Here is a 21,068-nt window from a genome sequence, read left to right as displayed (position 1 = left end):
CATATGAGAAAAGGAGTTCATTATGCTTAAATATCTGGATAGTGTTGAATTGGCCAAGCAGTATTTTTTGATTATAGGCCGTCATCTTGATCTTGAGAGAAAACAAGCCGATGTAGCCAATGCCATCGTGTATAAAAAAGGAGATACACTTTATCTCATTGATACTGGCGCATTGCCTGATTTTCGCCAAATTCTGTTGGACAAATGTGCTTTGCTGCAACCGGTTAATAGGCTAATCCTGGTTAATACACACGGCCATATCGATCATGTGGGTAATAATATTGTCATTGATCAAATTGAGGCCTTTGAAAAGTATCATTATATTTCTGCACATGATTTAACACTGATGCAAAACAATCGTAATTATTTTATTCAGAACTTTAAGAATATTATGATGTTTATGGCGAAAGGATTTAATCCAGAAAAACGAGTTGATGAATTGTTGAAATTTTTTGAACCAGTACATGCTAATACCCAACATTTAAATGTTTTGGAAAGCCTGCCTTCTCACAATATAACAATTGGCCATATTTATTGGTCAGGTTGGAAATTTGATGAAGGGCTGTATGTTCTTAGATCGGAAGGGCATACACGCGGACATGTTATTGTCTATTTACCTGAAATTTCCCATATTCATATGGGAGATGAAACAAACGGTTATTGCAATCTATTTCATGATTGTGATCATCTAAAATCACTTGAATCGCATACCAAAGTATTGTCTATGTTGAATGAGGGATCCATTAAATCCATGACTGATGGACATTCTTTCCAGGTTTATAATCAGGAACAAGCAAAGATAAAATTAGAAGAATTGATTAACGCTCATTATGTGTATGAAAATACCTTAAGAGGGCTTTTACTTAAACATTCAAAGGGGCTTACTTTTAAAGAGATCCAATACCATCTCGATCGTTCAGAACAACTAAAATCGCTTGCGAAGACCGGCAATCCAAATCCTATATTTAATACGCTGATGGTGTTAAGCAAATTACGTGATTTTGGTATTCTCCCTGAAGGCGAAAATTTAGAAAAATCTCTATTTAAATTTCAGGGATTTCATAGTAACCGTTTCAACGATTGATTAAACATATTCTTCAGCCTATCGACATGAAAAACAATTGTCTGGTTATTTGCGGTTGTCATGGAATGCTTACGCATAAAGACAATGGTGTAAAACAGACGATAAAATTCAAGACGTAATTTTGCTTTTTGACTCAATTCCAAGGCTTCAGCCCAGTAATCAGTGTATAAGGTATCCTGTCCATCATTTTCCAATGCAGCATAGGTGAGCCCAAGAACAAACAATGGATCGCCAAAACAAACCTCATCGACATCGACAATCCCTGAAATTTTTCCCTGATGAACCAGTACGTTTCTCTCGCTGGCATCCCATAAAAATGGAGTTGCTTTAATTGCTAGAAAGTCTTTTTTCATATCGATGGCAATAGAAATAGCTTTTGATACATTAGCTGCATCAAAAATATTCTGCTTGCTGATAATATCCTTGAATAAATGCAAACGCTGCATCAAAAAGTCATACCATGTTTCAAAATCAGTCCTGTCTTCATAGCTCTGGCTTATCCCAAAGCTTGAGCCTTCCGGCAGTACCTTTGTGCAGTTCTGAATTGCCACCATTTCCTTAGCCAGGTTTTTCTTATCTGAATTGCTTAATCCCGAATAGACATTGCATAAATCATCACCAGCCAAACGCATCATTAGTAAAGCAGGGAATGGGGAATATTCTCCATCCAAATCGCTGCTGATAAATTTAGCCAGAGGCACGCCTAGGGGAATCAATTTTTCCTGCCAATATATTGCGGAGATGAAGTGCTTTCTATTAGTTTCCTTCGTCATCCTCAGAACATACTCTGCATCTAAGGTCTTAACTGCATAAACAAAATGCTGATCACCTGTTGCCAGTCTAATTGAAGAGAATACTTTTTCATTCACCAAGGAGGCCACTACGCTTGCGGCTATATTTTCATTGGGATTCATACAATTAATCTGAGAATGCTGAGTCTAATTAACTTGCCTCTACGGTTAGCTTATCATATTCATAATTTATAAAGTTGACAACTTGTGTGGCAATTATTGACAATCGTTCAGAGATTTAAATGACTTAGTGAAAAAGAATATTCTGAAACGAACTGGAGAACTTAAAACGACGCGTTATTTCTTAAATATCGACTAAGTCTGTCTACAAATTAGAATGATTGATTCAATCATCTGCTGATTTATGGTATTATGTGCTTCGTTTACGATCGGCACTTCTTCCAAAATGGATATTAGCTCAGAAAAAGTACTCCCTGCCTGGAAAGAGGAGTTATCTTTTTCTTCTTTAGTTTTACGAAAAGAATTATCTGACAACCTTCTTTCATTAAATTTTACTCAAATGACCGCTATTCAAGCACAGAGTTTGCCCTTGCTGCTGAATAGAGCGGATGTAATTGCACAGGCACAAACCGGCAGCGGCAAAACAGTCGCCTTTGGTTTGGGTGTACTCAATCATTTAAAAATTGAGCGAGTAATAACTCAGGCATTAATTCTTTGCCCTACACGCGAACTGGCCGAACAAGTCAGTCAGGTTCTGAGGCGTCTTGCCAGACTTTTACCGAATATCAAGATTTTAAATCTTTCCGGAGGTACCCCGATTAAACCGCAATATGACTCCTTACGACATGGAGCGCATATCATTGTGGGCACACCAGGCCGGGTTCAAAAGCATTTAGACCAAAAAACCCTGAGCATGGCTCATCTGAATACCCTTGTTTTAGATGAAGCGGATCGAATGCTGGATATGGGATTTGTGGATTCCTTAAAGCAAATACTTTCGTACTGTCCGTCAAAAAGACAGACATTATTATTTTCCGCAACCTTTACACCGCTTATTAAACAGCTGGCTCAGGAATTTATGCGCCATCCTCATGAAATAAAAGCAGAGGAGCAGGAGCGTGTACAGGATATTGAGCAGCTATTTTTTGAAGTATCCAGCCCAAACGACAAATATTCTCTATTAAAGAAACTATTGACTCATTATCGGCCAGCTTCCACATTAATTTTCTGTAATACCAAGGAAAAAACGCAGGAGTTAGCCGCAGAACTCAATCATGAAGGCTTTAGCGCTGCGGTTATTAATGGCGATTTGGAACAGGCAGAGCGGGATCAGGCGATTATTCAGTTTAGCAATGGAAGCCGCTCTATTTTGGTTGCGACAGATGTTGCTGCACGAGGTTTGGATATCAAAGAGCTGCCTGCCGTTATTAATTATGAGCTCGCTTTTGAAGCGGAAGTTCATATTCATCGTATTGGACGTACAGGACGAGCGGGGTGTAAAGGTTTGGCTTTAAGTATAACGACACCTAAAGATGCCGGGCGCTTATGCGCTATTGAAGAGCTCATGGCAAAAGAAATGGTTTGGGGAGGAATGGATGAGTTAACTTCCTCCGCTGTCTCTGATCTGCTTCCAGGAATGGTAACATTACGTCTTATGGCAGGGAGAAAGGATAAAATTCGACCGGGTGATATATTGGGCGCCTTAACTAAAGATGCTGGATTAAAGGCAGAAGCAATTGGTAAAATTGATATTTTAAGCTCCCATTCTTATGTAGCAATTGCGCAAAGTCATGCGGGAAAAGCCTTTGAACAGTTCCAGAAAGGAAAAATAAAAGGTAAAAAAGTGGGCGTACAGCGTCTGCCATAAATGATAAGGTAAATGATGACTCAAACAGGTACACTACAGCGTTTTAATAAAATTAAAGGCTATGGATTTCTGATTTCTGATAAGGATAAGCAGGAAGTGTTTGTCCATTTCTCTGAAGTTCAAAGCACAGGTTATAAAGAATTAGCCATTGGCCAGCGGGTTTCGTATACCTTAAATAAAGGGGAACGGGGCGAGTTTGCCACTCAGGTACAAGTAATCGATTAAATTAAGATGGGCCGTTTGTATGTTGGATGTACGCAGTTTAAGTATGGTATTTGGTAAAAAATCCCTGTTCCAGGATGTTGATTTAATTTTATTGCCCTCACAGCGCTATGGTGTGGTGGGTGCTAATGGCACAGGTAAATCAACCTTCTTAAAAATTCTTGCCGGTGAAGAAACGCCTGTTCAAGGTTCGGTGGAAAAGGCAAAAAATTTGAATGTCGGTATTTTAAAGCAGGATCACTTTCGTTTTGAAGAAGACAGGCTTATCGATGTGGTGATCCAGGGTAACGCCGTTTTATGGAATGCGCTCACTGAAAAAAATAAATTATACACTAAAGAAGATTTTACCGAAGAAGATGGATACCGCCTTGGTGAACTTGAAGAAATTGTGATGCATCATAATGGCTATGAGGCGGAACATTCAGCCAAAAATTTGCTGCTGGGTCTTGGAATTGCTGAAAAATACCATGATAAGCCTCTAAGCGCCTTATCCGGGGGGTATAAATTAAGAGTATTGCTGGCCCAGGTTCTGTATCAGCAACCGGATATTATGTTATTGGATGAACCCACCAACCACCTGGATATCGTTTCCATTGCCTGGCTGCAACAATTTTTAAAAACCTTTCCCGGTCTGCTTATTTTCATTTCGCATGATCGCAGTTTCCTGAATGCAGTATCAACCAATATTCTGGATATTGACTACGATACGATATCCAATTATACAGGAAACTATGATCAGTTCGTGGCTGCTAAAGAAGAACAATTAGTATTAAAACAAAGTGAGTTAAAGAATCAGGAAAAGAAAATCAATGCGATGCAAACCTTTGTTGATCGTTTTGGTGCTAAAGCAAGTAAAGCCGCTCAGGCCGCTTCTCGCCAAAAGATGATTGATCGCATTCAATTGGTTGAAATAAAAGATTCCAATATCCAGAAGCCTTATTTTAATTTCCAGCAGCGAAGGCCTTCAGGTAAATCGATTATTAATGTTGAAAATATTCATAAAACATTTGGTGAGAAAAAAGTATTAAATCAAGTCGATTTTTCACTTTATCGCAATGATAAATGTGCCATTATTGGGCCTAATGGTATTGGAAAATCCACTCTCTTGAAAATTCTTTTGAACGAGCTTTCTGCGGATAATGGCCGCTTTGAATGGAGTGAAACGGTAACAGTCGGGTATTTTTCCCAAGACTACCGTACTTTATTAGATCCTGAGATGACTATATTACAATGGATGGAAGCGAATGCGGTAGCCACCTCCCAGGAAATACGCAATATCCTCGGCCAGGTTTTATTTCGCGGTACGGATGTGGATAAAAAAATTGCCATGCTCAGCGGAGGGGAATCTGCACGCCTGGTTATGGCGAAGATAATCCTGGAAAAGCCTAATGTGCTCATTCTCGATGAACCCACCAATCATTTGGATCTGGAGTCCATTGATGCTTTAATTGATGCCTTAAGCCTGTACCCGGGCACTGTATTATTTGTTAGTCACAATCGACACTTTATTGATAAAATCTCCACAAGAGTACTTGTGTTAACCGAACGTTATGGCGCGCAGAATTATTTAGGAAATTATCAGGGATATCTGGAGCAATTTGGTCAGGATTATTTGGGGACTAGTTGAGATTTCAGCTTGGGTAAATCATAACCAACACTGATATTAAATTAAGAAATTCTGGTCATTTCCCGCGCAGCATTGTTAGGTGAATGAAGATGGGTACGCAAAAAACTGTCTTTGCTAGCGTTAGCGAAGCAATCCAGGTCCTTACCTTGTCCAAATTCCGATCTGGATTGCTTCACGTTGTTCACAAAGACAGAGATTAGATCTTCAAACTCTTACGGAGAGGGGACTTATTTTGATTTCTTAATTTTATTTCTTAATAAATTTCATAAGTTGCAATCTATATGAAATAAAATCCTGGATTAATGTCAAGACTGGTTCTTCAAAAAAAAAAGAGGTAGAATGCACTTCCCGAGAGTTTATTTGGTCCTATTATCCTGTGGATAAAATACTTCCGGCTTCAATTCCCAATCTTGTCGACTTCTCATCAGTTTATAAAAACCCTTGCCAATAAAGGTTTTCAGCTCGCGTTTACGTTATTAACTGCTTTTACTTATCCACAAAAACTGTTGATAACTCTGTGAATAGACTGTCAGACACTGGTTAATAGAACCGCTCGGTTATCAATGCTGCACTTAATATTCAATTAATGTTTTCAGTATAAAATATGGACAAATGAAATGTTAGCCTGTCATTTAATCGGGATTCAGTGTTCTAGCTATTATGCCTAAAGCAAAATCTGATAAACAAATTTTCTGCCTGGAAACTAAACTAACCGCTCTGATTCTTAAAAATCCACAGACCCTGCCTGCTGTAGAAAAAATGTCCAGGACCATTGCGGATTTATTAACTCGCCCCGTAAACCGTGAATTTATCATGACGAATGATATTTTGACTAATCAAGGGATCAATGATCTTTTTAGCGATACCTATTTCGGTACTTTGGGTCCTGCACTGGATTATTGTCCTTTGCAAAGCGATATCATGGCATTGATTATTGATGATTTAACCACGTTCCCGATAACTAATCTTCCGCGAATTATGCATTTGCATCAATTTTTCAGCGAGAAAATTTTTGATTTTTTACCTGATCGGCATGTTAAACATATTGTTGAAAAAATCGAGAATAAACACCTTAGTGTATCACAGCGGGTAGCGAAGAAATTAAGCGCCAGGCCTCAGGATATTGATGTTTGTAAAAAGGCTATTTATAAGCAAATATTTCAGGAAAATTTTTTAATTCCCCGTACGCGCATTAAAGTAAACAATCAGGGTAAGATAAGTCGAACTACTGGCATTGCTGATCCGATTAGTTGTCCTACTGATTTTGAGGTTCAGGAGCATGCTAATATTTTAGGCGTTTTTATTCCGCCGCCAGATTCTGCATGGGCTGAAGAAATTTCCCGACTAAACCAGCCTTTTCTTGCGGGTCCATCCGGAAGTACAGCTGATTCGCTATTACAAGCATTATTAATTGGAAATTTCAATAAGGAAGAACTTAAGCAGTATATCACAGCAATCTTGGGGTTCATTGGAGGAGGGGGATTTCACACGGCGCATGAAATCATGTCGGTTGCGAAAATAGCAGGAATTGAATATCAACCAGGCTTTTATAATCATTTTCTTGCTGAAGATTTTTTAAATCTTGAGGCTGTTCAAGATCTGATAAAAGAATACCCTCAGTTTTTTAGCCGTACACTCAGTCGAAGCGACTCCTCAGTATGCTCCAAATACGGCTTTTTTTCTTTGGCAAAAGAAAAAGTTTGTCAGCTAGGTGAGAAACTGCTGGAAAAATCATTGGATGTCGCCGCAGATCTGACTGCGGACTGCGACAGTTATTTTCCAAAACAATATCCTAATTATTGGTCAGCCGCTCCAAATCAGCCCGTCGCATTAATTCCAAATACAACGACTAATGCCTCTTGCACTCTGGCCCTGCCGGGAGCTTCAGCTTTGCTCGCTTTGCCTTAGCTTTAAAAAGCGTCTGCTGAATTGTAGTCTGAGCAAGTTATGTTAAGTCCCTGCATCGGTTATGAATATCGGTTGCGGCGATGGCTGCCTGGCTGGTAGCGACACAGATCTGATTCAGTCCATGAACTACATCGCCTGCCGCATAGAATCCTTTGATTGAGCTTTGCTGGTGTTTATTCACCATTACAGCTCCCTCTTTTAATTTGACCCCCAGTTCATTTGCCAGTTGATTATTATAAACCGAACCCAATGCTGAATAGAGGCAATCAAATTTAAGTATTTTCTTATTATTAAAAGTCATTTTGGCCGAGTCAGAAGTTAATTCAATTTCCAGCAATTGCTCGTTGACTAAGGTGATATCGGCTTTTTTGATTTTTCTAAAGTCTGCTTTGCTCCAGGCTTCTGTTTCTCCAAGGGTTAGTAAAGTCAATTTTGGTGTATACTCGCGTAAGAATAGTGCTTCCCCTAATCCTGATTTGTTATAACCAATAACAGCTACTTTTTTATTAATTACTTCAAAGGCATCGCAAACGGGGCAATGCCTGATCAATCCTTTTTGAATACCATCATTTATGTTGCCCAGACGAGGTTCTATATCCTTTACCCCGGTTGCCAGAATAATATTTTTTGCGTATTGAAATCCTGATCCAGTTTTTACCTGAAAATGGTAATCACCGAGCACTTTAATGGATTCAACAAACTCATGAATAATAGTTGCCTCATAATGAGATAGTTGCTGTCTTAATCGGGTGAGTAATTCCTGGCCTGAGATGCCTTGTGGAAATCCGGGATAATTATGAGAGAGCGGGATTTTTTCAGCGCGGCTGATTCCGCCGTCATAAATGAGTATATTACGGCGAAACCGACTCAGGTAGAGGCCTGCTGTAAGACCAGCGGGTCCCCCGCCAATGATAATGCAATCCAGAATATCATTTTTCATTATTACTCTTAATGGTTAGTTAAGAATAATTATAGTTACCGCCAAGGAGATTAGCATATTGAATTTACATTGTAGTTAAATTATGATGTGTGCGCATAAATTGCCCATAAACAAAAACAAAGGTTGTAAAAAATGAAAAAGATTTTGTCACTGTTTGCTCTTGGCACTTTAATTTGCAGCTGTGCATCCATTCCAGCCGATCCGCAAACAGCCCGTGTCATTGCTTCGCCAAATCCTGTACCGAAGGGTTGCAAGTACTTAGGACAAGTGGTCGGCAATCAAGGTAACTTTTTCACTGGAGGCTTTACTTCCAATAAAAATCTGGAAGAAGGTGCAATGAATGATCTTAAGAATAAAGCTGCAAAATTAGGTGCAAACTATATTCAATTAGTTACCAATCGTGCCGGAGTGACAGGTTCCATGAGCGGCTCTTTTGATCGACGCAGCGGATTTATGAGCGGTGGTTCAGAGCAGACCAATGTTACCAACCTTGGCAACGCTTACTTGTGCCCGCCTAAATCAATTGGACTGGAATAAAGTCAAAATTTGACAGTGGCCTTATGTGTACTATACTTAAAGTGTAAGGAAAAGAAACGCTAAAGGGCGTCTCTTGGACCTGCAACAGAAACCATCTTTTTAGATGGTTTTTGTTTGTCAGGCGCTTTGAAATCTCCTGATGAATATCATTCCCTTGTTAATATTTCAATAATCTAAATTCGCTAAAATAAACCATAAATCGTTATGTATTGCGAATTGAAATGGTTGCCGGAACACAGCTCAACATTCCCAAAAGAAATCAGGCGAATGTAATTAAGAACCTGAATAAATATCTGGAAAGTCAGAATTTGCCTGTTCGCATGCCTATTGATGGCATATGCCGGGGGTTAGCGGTTCTGCGTTGCAAATATATTCTTGAAAACCGTGAAAGCGAATATTTTTCAATAATAGATAAAATAGCCAATTTGGAAAAGCTCGATAAAGGCTCTATAAATGAAGTCAATCATTTTGTAGTTGAGACTCTCGTTGCCTTTTCTCCCCATCTTTTTGATTCGACTAAAGAACAAAGGCATTCACTATCCAATCTGTCGATTAATGGTCATCCTCTGAAACCTTCTTTGAAAATGAGCCTGATTGCCACCGATGAGAAGTGGGTTTCAGTACTTCAGGATATTAGTCTAAAGCCTGGAGAGGGAATGTTATTAACGCTCACCAATCATGCAGTGAGTGTTTCAAGATTGGAAAATGGCCAGTATCGTCTGGCGGACCCTAATGATCCAGAAGGTTATATTCACTGTGCCGACGAGAAGTCCTTAATAGTGGGTGTTCGTGAAATTGCAAGAAAATGCGGCTGGAAAGGGGATTTAGGTCTTGATTTGGAAGTTGTCAGGCACCCCATAGCTGAAATACGCACTCCTGCATTGCCTTCTTCTGCGGAATTATTTGCCCGCTATCTCGATGTGAACGCTTCCTGCACCAGACAGGATAATGAGCTTAAGAAAGAGGAAAAATTTTCCCAACTCATTTTTGCCTGCCGAAAAAACAATGCCAGGGCAGTGGAATTAATTTGTGAAAAGTCGAATCCTGGCAGTACTGATATGCTCAAAGGATTAACCTATGCCGTAATGAGTAATAATAAAAAAGTGATTGATTATATGCTGGAGAGCGGCAATCAGGAGTTAATAAGCCTGGTTAAACGACCTGAAATTAGTCGACTTCTTTTTGATTTCGCCTTAATGCGTGGTAAATACGGCAGCTTTAAGTGCTTAATTCAAAATGATGTCACTCAAAATAATTATTTGAATTTGATTGTATCAGAGCAAAATGCCACCCAATATCTGAATCAGGCTGCCGCTGGAGGTAGTCCGGAAATTCTGAGTGATTTACTCAATGACTATCGGCAAAAATCGCATCCATTTCTGTCTGAACAGCAAATAGCTGATCATATTCTCAATAAATATAAGGATAGGGATGCTATTGAAGCGGCAATTGGAGAAAAAGGAAATTGTGGAATCAGCAACACCAAATCGGTATCCTTGCTGCTTGATCAATTGAAGAAGGCCGGCAGGTTCCCTGATGATGAAATGCTGCTCCATTATACATTGCTTGCCGTGAAGACCAATCAGCCGCACATGGTAAAATTGTTATGCGATACCGCTTCTCACACACTTGCCAGAGAATCGCGCGAAAGATTGTTTAAATCAATTTACTTAGGTGTTGAAACTGCCAGGGAAACAGACTACTCCGTTTTAAAAACCCTGGAAGATGCTGGCGCCCATTTTTCCTTTGGAGTCCGTGGAATAATGAAAGAAAAAAGAGGCCAGGCTCCCGGAATATTGCTCAGCATTGGAATTCAACTATCTAAATTTAGCGATTGGCTCGATGGTATTACCAAGATCAATAATGTCAGTTATTGTAAAGAGCGCTTAAAAACATTTAAGCAGAGTATAAAAGGAGATGAAGCGAGCCCGGTAAACCCTGTTTCAGTCTTCAGTGGGGCTTAGGCTCAATCGAAAATGGATTGGGTGTTGTTGGCTTTGCGTGTTGAGTGGAATCCAATACCTCTGTCGCTGCTAAATCAGTTTTTGTAGACTTAGTGCCTTGCAAGAGTTCCTTGTAGCGATTGCTGATATTTTTTGTTTGATAAGCCTTTTCCTTTAAATCGGGTTTTAAACGCTGAGGATTCATTCCGTGGAAACTGGTTTCGTCCAGTTCTTTTACATTTCGAGCAAAACCATAAGTTGGAAAAAAATAATTTAATGCAGGGCTTAGCGCTTTGGGTAAAATCTTTTCAGCAAGAATATGCCCATTCGCGCCATTGGCACAATAAACCCGGGTAGTTTGACAACGCCCGGTTTCAGGATCAATTTCTGCTCCAAATCCTGAGCGCCATTGGTCCATATCCCCCGTATGATAAGCGCCCACTACCTCTTTATCTTTTCTTACAAGCCCGACGCCCAGCCCCCAGCTCACTTGTTTTCTGTCACTTGCATCCACATTAATAGCCTCCACCAGCATATCCTTTGATTGGGGGAAATAATCATTTTCCATCGTATAAATCGGCTCCTGAGGTTTGAATGCATAATTCAGGCGCTCATCATTAATCCATGAGCTGACAAATGTTGCATACTCCTCAGCCGTAGTTTTTAAGCTATTCGCAGCAACGGGTTCATCTCCATAACTACTGTGGGGCATATTTAAAGCGTGGGGTGCAAAAACGTTTGCCCAGGCCAGTGTTTCCAGATCGCTGTGAGTGAGTTCCTCAATTGCCGTTTGTAAACAATCAATTCCAGGCCCGGAATAAGCATAATAGGCTCCTGGCTCAAACTGAAAGGAGTAGGGCTTTTGCTCCACAATATGCAGGCCAGTTCGATGGGAAAGGATTATTTTTGCATTCAACTGTTTTGCCAGATTCCAATCTTTCGGTTTGAAATGCTTAAGAAAAGGATTGTCATTGTCTGCTAATGTTTCTCCGCTCGCATCTCGAAACACTCGATACAATGGAGTCTCTAAACCAAATTGACTATCCGATGAATTAAACTTGCCAAAACCGGGAATGGCCTCATCGGCCTTATTGGCTTCCAAAAGTTTTAAGACCAGATAAGCAAAAACTGGTTTACTAAGAGAGGCTGCGCCAAAAGGGATTTTGGCTATTGTTCCTATTGACAGGGTTGATATGTGTTCATTGCTATAAGAAGCAATAGCCGCTCCTTGAATATTTGCCGAACGTATCAGTTTCTCGGTGGAACTGCGAGTGATGTCATCAATGGCATCGACCTCGCGGTTTTTCTCTAAAATCGGCTGTGCAGGATGTGCCTGAGGCAGGAGTACGGCTAATCCCGTGGCCCATGATTCTGCAGTGTGGCCTCCATTATGAAGCCGGCATCCAATGTTTAATTTCCTGGCCAAAGACATAACGGCTTGAGTTAGTGGTTCGTCACCCTGGTTTCTATCGCCTGTTTCATGGGTTCCGGCCTGCAGATAAATACTTACCTCCCCTTGGGGAACAGTCTGTCTGGACAACTGGTCATATCCTGTGTCCAGCATTTTTAATAAGTATTGCTGCTCTTCCTGATTGTTCAGGGGAGCTCGCCAGGTGTCATCGTCTTCATAACGCGGAGGCGATTTATTTTCTTCATTATTCAGGCGTGAGGCAGAAGGGCCCCACCAGACAGCCGGAGATTGAGCAATCACCTGTCCGTAAATTTCAGGATGCATTCTGGCAGTGTACAGGGCCTGAAGGCCCCCCAGGCTTTGACCACATAATCCTGTTTTTCTGGGATCGTCAGTCGTTTTCATCCCTGCTTTTTTCAGTGCGCCTGGAATGCTTTTTAGCATCGAATCGGTTTTTAAATCGCAGGCATATTCTTCAAGTCTTGGCATAGAAACCCATTGCCCCTCTTTCTGAGTGGGTGGGGAAGGGGAGACAAAGACGGCAACAATGGGGGGCATGCGGCCGTTTGCAATCAAATTATCCAGAATAGTTTTAGTACCCATGCTGTTTCCAAAAGCATCCTGACGCAAATGCATGCCGCCATCCAGCATTACCTGGACAGGGTAGTCTTTGGAGTCTGAAGCCTCATATCCTGCTGGAATGTAAATTTCTATTAACTGCTCTCCTGGTTTTATCTGATGATGCTCATCCACGGGTTCACTTAAAATTCCCTCAGCGTTAAGGACTCGCCTTTGGATGCTGCCTTTGCGTTCTGTGGGCAACTCAGGATTCTCATAAACCGAAGCTATAATTTTTCCATCGGACAATGCGATTTTGCTGATAATATCAGGTTTCTGAGTTAATTTTCCCGGTTTTACATTCGGGTGCATATAAAAATCGCTGCTCTCATTAGGAACCATCGTTCTATTCGCTGTCCATTGACCATTTTTTTCGAGAGTCATGGGGAGCTGATGCGCTTCTCCGGCGGCATCATGATAGCCCAATAACATTTCATGTGGGGCATGAGTTGCAGCGTCTGGGGTATAAATAAAGGCGGCGCTAATCGTTGATGAATCTGTCTCGATAATTATTTCCACCAATCCGGCGCTGGGTCCATCTATCACGATTTTTAAGGATTCTGGCATGTTGAGTCTGATTTAAATCTGGTCATTAAATTATAGGCGGTTTGATGGTTTGTGTTCCAGCTATGCTACATACTGGACGGGTGTGTTCACACTATCAAGCCACAATAATAATCATGAAATGTCAAGACTGGTTCTTTATAAGAAAATTGGATAAGATGCACGCCCGAAAAGCATTATTTTCTCCTTGTGGATAATTTTGCTCTCTTCTTCTGCATTTTCCAGTGCTCATTTTATAAATCGACCTCGTAACCACCTGTATTTATTCGTTTATTTTACATTTTTTTATTTAATTCCTGCAATTTCACTTATCCACAAAAACTGTGGATAAGCATGTGCATAGTTATCAGAAATGCTGATAATTAAAGGGAATAGAGATTGCCCAGATATTTCTCATTCTGCTATCTCTCTCAGAGCGACAAATACTATTGAAGAATTGTTTTCTGATTTGGAAAAAAGAGGTTTCCAAATCAGGTAGTTCTGTAAAAGGTGGTTTTTGGTTAAAATGCAGACATAAAGAGCGACTTGTAGTCAGTTGTATATGAAAGGTGATTAATTTTAATAGACGAGGGAAAACATTATGAGAAGGCACCAATACGAATTTTTTTTCATTGAGCCAGAAGAACCTGGAGAGCCTGATACCAAATATTTAGTTTTTTCCTCGGCCTTAATCTCCAGCAGCCTCCGCCATGAAGTGTGCCACGGAAAAGATGGCCGGGTACGAGGATTTCATTTATTGAAAGAAAACGAATGGCTGATTCGTACCAGTTCATTAAAAGGGGTATTAACTATCGATTATAAAAAAGAGGGTCAATCCTTATCGCTCCGATGCTATTTGACCACGCAGGGCTGGCGCCTTGATGATGGAAATTCAAGCCGGTTTGACTATTGTACAGATCCGAGTATGTCTGTTCTGTATGCCGATCAGCTGCTGGATGTTTTAAATCATTTATCATTATTGCAAGGTTTACATCAGGTTCTGCCCGATAACAATATGGCAGCCACAGATGAAATGTTCAGTGCGTATTGCATCCATAATCCCTGAAGCTTTCTGCTTTACACGCCCTTATGCTTTCAATATAATCTGATTAAAGTACAGTTATCAATGGGCGGATAGAGTTGATGAGAGGCGGGAAACGTGAAGGTTCCGGGAGGCCCAGGGGCAGCAACCAGTATGGTGAATCCACCAAGGCGATGCGTATTCCGATGTCTCGCATTGAGGAAGTAAAATGTTTGATTACAGGGGCGAATCCAGCGTCCATTCCTTTATACAGCTGTAAAGTGAAAGCTGGATTTCCTTCCCCGGCGGATGATTACATTGAAGCCTATATCAGCTTAAATGAATTTCTGATTAAACATCCCTCGTCTACTTTTCTGTTAACAGCCTCCGGGGATTCAATGAAAGATGCGGGGATCGTCAATGGCGATTTGCTCGTTGTCGATCGCAGCCTTGAGCCTGCACATGGGCGAATCGTTATTGCGGCAGTCGATGGGGAGCTAACCGTCAAGCGCTTGTCACGCATCAACGGCCAGGTTCAATTAATGCCTGAGAATTCTGCTTTTTTACCCATTGATATCACTGAAAATCAGGATCTGATTATCTGGGGAGTGGTCACGCATGTTATCCATCAGACTTTATAAGCGCCTCCCCAATGTACTACTTCAGTCGCAAGAAGGTGTAGCCTGTTCCATCAAATAGTTTTAATACCAATCTGGTACCGGTAACCGCGCCTTCACCCTGAACTGGTCCATCGTTAATCGATAAAAATCCACTTTCGCATTCCAGTTGATAGGAATAGGTGTTGCCATTTTCAACGTCACCGTGAGCAGTGTAATTGAATCGAAAACTGTTCAATCCATTTTCTCTGGTGAACGAGGCCTGTGCATCAAATAGGTAAGCGAGATACGGGCTGACATACCGACCTTCACCCTGCCATGAACGTGATAAGCTGTCGCAACTATCGACGGCAAATGCGCTGCTTAAGCATACTAATAAAAAATGAAATAATAGTATTTGAGTTTTTGTCATAATAAGTCCTTTAAAGGTCACTTCCAGCCGTAATATGACAGAAGTAAAGAAGCAGGTCGAGTGTTTTGTAATGCGCCTGTGCAAGATTAGCTGGATGCAATTAATAGATTGCCTCTGTGTACAAAATATTTCATTCTCATGCAGGCACTGAGGCTGGTTTAGAATCAACCCTCACCCTAGCCCTCTCCCAGCTTGGGAGAGGGGATTTTTATTTTAAGTTGTCATTTACCCGGTAAGCCCTTTAGGTTCCAATGAAAAACCTTTGGTTGATTTGAGTTCTTTGATTACTTGCTGCAATGGCGGTAATGGCTCGACAGCAGGAGGCTTATCAGTGAAAAACTGGATTCGGGCTTTCCCTTTTGTTTCGATATTAGAGGAACTCTGCGGCAAGGGTTTTTCCTTTTCAGTGCTTGTATGTTTTTGCTGGGGAGAGCTTGAAGAGCGTATTCTGCCAAGATTTGTCAGACTGCGTGCTCTCGTTAAAAATCCGTGTTTTGATGTGCCGGCACTGGGTGTGTGTTCATTGGGTTCCGGATTTTCTCCATTTGTCAGCGTCTCTTCTACAACGACCCGGAAAGTAGTTTGAACCGGTTCTAACTTATGCTGCTTACCAAGCAATGTAGAAACATCAGGATGCACAGTTATTTCTGAAGTGGAGTCATGCTGTGTAATTTCCATTTTGTTCTTGTCTAACAATCGTTTTACCTGGTCAATCTGTTTTTGGATTGGCTCAATGCCTGCATTTCGCTGTTGTAACTGAGCGTCCAGTTCGGCAATTTCCTGAGATAGTTTTGTCAGACTTGCGGGATCAGATGGAAATTCCAGAGGTGATGAGCCTTCTTTCCACTTGCTATACAACTGATTTTGTTTTTGTATATCAGTAGCTTGCATCATTTGTTCAGCTATCTGAAATCTCATCTGCAGCGCCATGGAAGCTTGTTGCAGTTTCCTGGCTTTTTGCTCCAGCCGATCCAATTGATTTTGAAGTTCTTGCCTGACGGCTTCGAGTCTTTCCAGTTCTTTGATTGTATCGGGTTCAGGGGCAATAAATTGATTCGCAGACTCGGCAATGTTGACAAATGTTTCGCTGATAAGCCGAGAGCCTGTACTTTGATTGAGCTCAAAAAGTTCCTTACCCAAAATGGCAAATTGTGAAAATATCTGGACGCAAACAATATGTTTGTCCTGAAGGTGCCGGGATCTTAAAGAGGGCCAGGCCAGCGTTTCCGCTAATCGCTGGTAAAATTGATTTGCTTCTTTATATTGGCTTAAGGCAAGAGCTGCTGCTTTACGGATGGATAGAAATGCAGGCGAAGCAACCAGCATAAGCAGTTTTTTAATCAACTCATCTTCTGAGTCTTCTGGGGTCACCTTAAGATGATTCAGAGTGAAAAATTTCAGTATGGTTTTGCTGCCCAGGGTTGTGTTTGGAGCGATCAGCGAATGAATGTTCTTAAAGGGATATAAATAAATCTTTAATTGCTTCATATCTGTTTCATTGAGAAGGTTTCCCTTATTAATCTCTTTAAGCACTTCAAGATTTTCTTTATAAAAGGAGAAAAATATTTCGAGGATTCTAAGCTCCTTTTCTTGTATTTCATTACATAGATTGTAAAGTGTTTTCAAAATTCACCTGAAACAAGCAAAATGCCTGCAATTCTAAGCAGAAATTATTAAGGAAAAATTAAGGACGGAAAATAAATTTTACGAAGTGATTGTCGAGTAATTTTTTAGTGGCTGGTGTTCATTTTTATTAAAAAACACTTGCCTAATTTTTCTACAGTATGTTAATCTTGGGTTCTTTTATTTAAGGGGATAACAAATGGCACGTTTTTTTTCAACTAATTTATTTGGAACTACTGCACTTCGTATTATGACGGATGATGAGAAACATAAAGAAGATCAAGTTCGCTTTTATGATAAATTTGAGTCAGTTTCAGATTTTGCATCTCGACTAATCAGTCTGGCTGTCGCTCCCATCATTATTACGACAGTATCTGCGGGATTTGCTATAGTAGCAGCTGCTCAGTTTTTATGGGGGCTTTGCAACTACCTGGCTGGCAATATAAAAGGTGGGAATCATACAATGAATAAAGCTAGCGAAAATATAGGTTTTTCTCTGGCGATTTTACTTGTAGGTCTAGCAAGTGTACCTTGCAATATAGTGGATTTTGGCGGCGCTTTATGGAATACACTGCCCTCGTGTTCCGAAGAAGAAAACTTAAGTGAATCTCCTTCCATCTAAACAAGCTTGCATTAAAGAGCATATTTCCCTTCCGCAAAGGCGGAGGGGATTTAAACTCATCCTTTCATCTTCCCATCAGTTTATTAAAATTAGGACACTTTGATTCTTGCCTGGATCATATTTCATGTAAGTAAGCAAAATTTAATTGGCTTATAATTTATGCTGTTAGATTAAGTTTTAATAAAATAAGGATTCTGTTAGAAATTAATTGTATTGTTTTTCTACAGCATGTTAGAATTGGCTTCTTTTTTAAGAGTTGAAGAGGATAAAAATGAAAAAGCGACATTTTGGATTAAATTTATTTGGAACTACGCTTAGTTCCGCAATTACTCAAAATGATAATGACATCTCAGCCGAAAAAAAAATCCACTTGTTTGAGGCCTTTGAATCTGTTTGGGATTTTTCATCCAGACTTTTAAGTATAGTAACAGCTCCAGTTATTGGCACTGTGATAACTGCTGGATTGGCTCTGGCTGCTGCAGCTAGTGTTTTCTGGGGACTTTGTAATTACTTAGCCTTCAATAAGGCAGACGGAAATAAGGCAATGAGTAATGCTAAAGAGCTAGCAGTTTATAGTCTGGCTTTTCTTGCTATCACATTAGTGGGTTCGCTTTTAAATATAGCTGATTTCGCTGGGGCTGCCTGGAATTCACTGCCTTCATGCTCTGAAGAAGATGAGTCTAGTCAAGATCTTTCATTTGCCTAAATCCCGGAATATGTTCACCTTCCGCGAAAGCGGAGGGTTTCAAAGTAATTCCTGCCCATTCCCCCTATTTTTTTACAAACCTGAAAAAAAAACCAATCTTTAGCTGAATAATACTTCATGGCATAATCAAGGCCTTGTGACTGATTAGTAAGGCGAGGTTTCTGCATGGATAAAAATTATTGGGAAGAGAAATGGCAGGCCAGGGATATTGGATTTAATCAGCAGCAACCCAATAAACTCATGCAGCGCTATTTTCCGTCTTTGAATTTAGCTCCGGGTTCTCGTATTTTTGTGCCCTTGTGCGGGCAGAGTATAGATATGCTATGGCTTTCAGAACAGGACTATCTGGTCATTGGCGTTGAATACAGTCAAATGGCTTGTGATGCTTTTTTTGAAGAAAACAAGATTCCTTGCAGGATAGTCGAAGTCGACAATTTCACAGTCTATAGCAGCGGCACCATCACTTTGTTATCAGGTGATTTTTTCGAAATCAGACCGTCTGTTATTGGCAACATCGATGCAGTTTACGATCGGGCAGCGCTGATTGCTTTAACGGCAGAGCTTCGTCAAGCCTATGCCAGGCATTTAACGGAACTGATTCGGCCAGAAACAAAGATGTTTTTGATCACAACAAGCTACAACCAGGACGAGATGCGAGGACCACCATTTTCAGTAGATGAACAGGAGGTGACTGAACTGTACAGTGCCTGTTTTAATATAAATCAACTATATAATAAACCTTTTGATGTCCCTTCTCATCTTCAAAACCGTGGGTTAAGGCAGGGGGCTGAACAAGTCTATTCTTTAACCAAAAATAAATGACCACAGTAGATATTTTCCTTTATATCCTCTCGCCCCTTAGGGAAGAGAGTTAGAGAGAGGGAATAAAATCAACACTTCCTCTTTTAAAAAGTACCATAAGACTATTACTGTATTGACCACTTTGGAAATGGACAGACCAGCGACAAATCAGTACAATTGTGCACAGCTCTTGTAGAGATAATGTAACTCCCCAGATCCTTCACTGCGTTCAGGATGACGTTGAGACGTTTGATTCAATTAAGATCAAACTTATCCACAACCTGGGGAGTTACGATGTAATCCTGAATATTGAGGCAGAATCAGCCAAAAAGTCAGCAGGCTAATTACAGGCATTTAACAAGGATGGACAAAATTCCATGTGAATGAAGTCCTCGCTTGATGGAGTTTATATAATGTCATTATATAAAATTGCGATACTGGGTAAACCGAATACCGGCAAAACGCAGCTTGTTCGCCGATTGATTGGAAGTTCCTTCCAAACCTCATACCGAAGAACCATTGGTCATGATTTTTTTGAGTATTCCTGTGGAAAAAAAAGAGCCCAGCTTTGTGACACAGTAGATGACCCTTTTAATGAAAGTCTGGGTAGTGCCTATCTTAATGGTGTACAAACCATACTATACTGTGTTGATATTTCATTGGATGCGCCTCTGAATATAGCCGATTATCAACAAAAGATTGACGAAATTACCAGAAAGCATCCAAAATCCAAAGTGATACTTCTGGGTACAAAATGCGATATTCAGAATCAGAACGCACTGATCAGCTTTACTCAATTGGCTGATAAAGCCAGGCTCAGCCACCTGATAATCTCCTCAAGATCTGATGAAGGAATTGAGCAATTAAAAACTTTTTTGAATGAGCCAATTGTAAATCATGTCAAAAGAACAGAATATCGTGAAATTCTAAAAAAACTGATTTTTAATATCAGTAAAGGGATCAATCGAAAAACCTGCGGCGAAAACTCCGAAAAAGTGCGATTATTAAAAGAGGTTTTGAGTGACGTTATTGATGAAACCAAGCATTTTGATGAGGCTGCCATTAAAAACAGAATTAAAGACCTCTGCGAAATGAAACGTCATTTCTGGAACTTTTACAAGCCTCACAGCGTGACAGAATATGAGGAAATGATTGCTGTAAAAGAAACAGCTCCGCTGCCAGGTGGTTAGATCTATGGATGCCCCGAACAAGTCGTGGCACGTAGGGGGGCTTGTTCGAGGCACGTAGGGGGGCTTGTTCGAGGCACGTAGGGGGCTTGTTCGAGGCACCTGGGGAGGGAAGTGAAGACTTCTATCTACGTGCCACGACTTGTTCGGGGCATCCAGAAAAGATCAAATCATGTTATTGACCCTGACTGGATGAAAGCTGATTACCCGATTTAATCTCTGAATTCAAAATAACACTTTCAAAATTCTGATCCGCACCTACTGCCAGCAATCCATTATTAAGCTTATAAAAATAAACACATTCCTCTTTTGCGTTAAACCAGTGTTCCCAGGTCATGCAAACACTGCCATCCTCTTTAACCCGCCAGGTTCCTTTATCATTTTGCGGAGCATCCGCTGTTTTTTGAGCAAATCCACCCATCATTTTACCGTCTTTAGCAAAATAACCGGTGAAACTGTCAGGGAGCACTTTACCATTAAGCGTTGCTGCGGATATGGTGGTAAGCGTTTTATCGCCTAAGGCATCGCTGACTTCCGATTGACTCATCGATGTGAGGGTGGCAGCCAGAGCACAGGAGGAAACAGACAGTAATACAGCGGCAATGGATATACGTTTCATAGTGTTCT

Annotated in this window: 19 protein-coding genes; 13 read left to right on the top strand and 6 right to left on the bottom strand. The window is 40.6% G+C overall.

Annotated features, from left to right (window positions below; genetic code table 11):
* Window positions 1–22: 22 nt before the first annotated feature.
* Complete coding sequence (locus DYH61_RS09810; protein WP_058508743.1) at window positions 23–1,084, top strand: MBL fold metallo-hydrolase; 1,062 nt, start codon at window positions 23–25, stop codon at window positions 1,082–1,084.
* Here the strand turns inward: DYH61_RS09810 and DYH61_RS09805 are convergent.
* On the bottom strand, window positions 1,060–1,998 hold the full coding sequence (locus DYH61_RS09805) for an aminoglycoside phosphotransferase family protein (RefSeq protein ID WP_058508744.1): 939 nt from the start codon (window positions 1,996–1,998) through the stop codon (window positions 1,060–1,062). The two genes, DYH61_RS09810 and DYH61_RS09805, sit on opposite strands and share 25 nt — an antisense overlap.
* Before the next feature lie 283 nt (window positions 1,999–2,281).
* Here DYH61_RS09805 and dbpA point away from each other — a divergent pair, with 283 nt between their 5' ends.
* From dbpA to DYH61_RS09780, 4 genes are all read left to right on the top strand, one after another.
* Complete coding sequence (gene dbpA / locus DYH61_RS09795; RefSeq protein WP_058509028.1) at window positions 2,282–3,703, top strand: ATP-dependent RNA helicase DbpA; 1,422 nt, start codon at window positions 2,282–2,284, stop codon at window positions 3,701–3,703.
* A gap of 12 nt (window positions 3,704–3,715) precedes the next feature.
* A complete protein-coding gene (locus DYH61_RS09790; RefSeq protein ID WP_058508745.1) occupies window positions 3,716–3,928 on the top strand; it encodes a cold-shock protein in 213 nt (70 codons plus the stop codon).
* 19 nt (window positions 3,929–3,947) lie between these two features.
* Entirely contained in the window at window positions 3,948–5,552 is a 1,605-nt protein-coding gene (locus DYH61_RS09785; protein ID WP_058508746.1) for an ABC-F family ATP-binding cassette domain-containing protein, read from the top strand.
* Window positions 5,553–6,212: 660 nt separating this feature from the next.
* Complete coding sequence (locus tag DYH61_RS09780) at window positions 6,213–7,460, top strand: hypothetical protein (protein WP_058508747.1); 1,248 nt, start codon at window positions 6,213–6,215, stop codon at window positions 7,458–7,460.
* 37 nt (window positions 7,461–7,497) lie between these two features.
* On the opposite strand, the gene DYH61_RS09775 is transcribed toward DYH61_RS09780, so the two are convergent.
* Entirely contained in the window at window positions 7,498–8,400 is a 903-nt protein-coding gene (locus tag DYH61_RS09775) for an NAD(P)/FAD-dependent oxidoreductase (RefSeq protein WP_058508748.1), read from the bottom strand.
* A 132-nt stretch (window positions 8,401–8,532) separates the two neighbouring features.
* On the opposite strand from DYH61_RS09775, the gene DYH61_RS09770 reads away from it, so the two are divergent.
* Together DYH61_RS09770 and DYH61_RS09765 are read left to right on the top strand one after the other, a co-directional pair.
* Window positions 8,533–8,937, top strand: a complete 405-nt coding sequence (locus DYH61_RS09770) for a DUF4156 domain-containing protein (RefSeq protein WP_058508749.1) — start codon at window positions 8,533–8,535, stop codon at window positions 8,935–8,937.
* Window positions 8,938–9,158: 221 nt separating this feature from the next.
* Complete coding sequence (locus DYH61_RS09765) at window positions 9,159–10,901, top strand: hypothetical protein (RefSeq protein ID WP_058508750.1); 1,743 nt, start codon at window positions 9,159–9,161, stop codon at window positions 10,899–10,901.
* On the opposite strand, the gene DYH61_RS15880 is transcribed toward DYH61_RS09765, so the two are convergent.
* Entirely contained in the window at window positions 10,888–13,476 is a 2,589-nt protein-coding gene (locus tag DYH61_RS15880; protein WP_058508751.1) for an alpha/beta hydrolase-fold protein, read from the bottom strand. The genes DYH61_RS09765 and DYH61_RS15880 overlap by 14 nt on opposite strands.
* Window positions 13,477–14,053: 577 nt before the next feature.
* On the opposite strand from DYH61_RS15880, the gene DYH61_RS09755 reads away from it, so the two are divergent.
* Both DYH61_RS09755 and DYH61_RS09750 read left to right on the top strand, forming a co-directional pair.
* Window positions 14,054–14,518 (top strand): hypothetical protein, encoded by a 465-nt coding sequence (locus DYH61_RS09755; protein ID WP_058508752.1) that lies wholly within the window; start codon window positions 14,054–14,056, stop codon window positions 14,516–14,518.
* 74 nt (window positions 14,519–14,592) lie between these two features.
* Entirely contained in the window at window positions 14,593–15,114 is a 522-nt protein-coding gene (locus DYH61_RS09750; protein ID WP_407927363.1) for a LexA family protein, read from the top strand.
* A 16-nt stretch (window positions 15,115–15,130) separates the two neighbouring features.
* On the opposite strand, the gene DYH61_RS09745 is transcribed toward DYH61_RS09750, so the two are convergent.
* Both DYH61_RS09745 and DYH61_RS09740 read right to left on the bottom strand, forming a co-directional pair.
* Window positions 15,131–15,502 (bottom strand): hypothetical protein, encoded by a 372-nt coding sequence (locus tag DYH61_RS09745; protein WP_058508754.1) that lies wholly within the window; start codon window positions 15,500–15,502, stop codon window positions 15,131–15,133.
* A 225-nt stretch (window positions 15,503–15,727) separates the two neighbouring features.
* On the bottom strand, window positions 15,728–17,128 hold the full coding sequence (locus DYH61_RS09740; RefSeq protein WP_058508755.1) for a hypothetical protein: 1,401 nt from the start codon (window positions 17,126–17,128) through the stop codon (window positions 15,728–15,730).
* Between the two features lie 196 nt (window positions 17,129–17,324).
* Between DYH61_RS09740 and DYH61_RS09735 the strand changes: the two genes are divergently transcribed.
* From DYH61_RS09735 to DYH61_RS09720, 4 genes are all read left to right on the top strand, one after another.
* A complete protein-coding gene (locus DYH61_RS09735; RefSeq protein WP_058508756.1) occupies window positions 17,325–17,747 on the top strand; it encodes a hypothetical protein in 423 nt (140 codons plus the stop codon).
* Window positions 17,748–18,018: 271 nt separating this feature from the next.
* Window positions 18,019–18,453 carry a hypothetical protein gene (locus tag DYH61_RS09730; RefSeq protein WP_058508757.1) on the top strand — a complete coding sequence of 145 codons (435 nt, stop codon included), beginning with the start codon at window positions 18,019–18,021 and terminating at the stop codon, window positions 18,451–18,453.
* Window positions 18,454–18,618: 165 nt separating this feature from the next.
* Complete coding sequence (gene tmpT / locus DYH61_RS09725; RefSeq protein ID WP_058508758.1) at window positions 18,619–19,275, top strand: thiopurine S-methyltransferase; 657 nt, start codon at window positions 18,619–18,621, stop codon at window positions 19,273–19,275.
* A 392-nt stretch (window positions 19,276–19,667) separates the two neighbouring features.
* Window positions 19,668–20,444, top strand: coding sequence for a GTP-binding protein (locus tag DYH61_RS09720; RefSeq protein WP_058508759.1), 777 nt, complete (start codon window positions 19,668–19,670; stop codon window positions 20,442–20,444).
* Window positions 20,445–20,616: 172 nt separating this feature from the next.
* Here DYH61_RS09720 and DYH61_RS09715 read toward each other — a convergent pair whose 3' ends face one another.
* Complete coding sequence (locus DYH61_RS09715) at window positions 20,617–21,060, bottom strand: hypothetical protein (RefSeq protein WP_058508760.1); 444 nt, start codon at window positions 21,058–21,060, stop codon at window positions 20,617–20,619.
* Window positions 21,061–21,068 lie beyond the last annotated feature (8 nt).

This window comes from Legionella quinlivanii (assembly GCF_900461555.1).
In the GTDB taxonomy this organism is placed as follows: domain Bacteria; phylum Pseudomonadota; class Gammaproteobacteria; order Legionellales; family Legionellaceae; genus Legionella_C; species Legionella_C quinlivanii.
The sequence above is the reverse complement of the archived record's forward strand: the minus strand, read 5'-3'. Positions and strand labels throughout refer to the sequence as shown.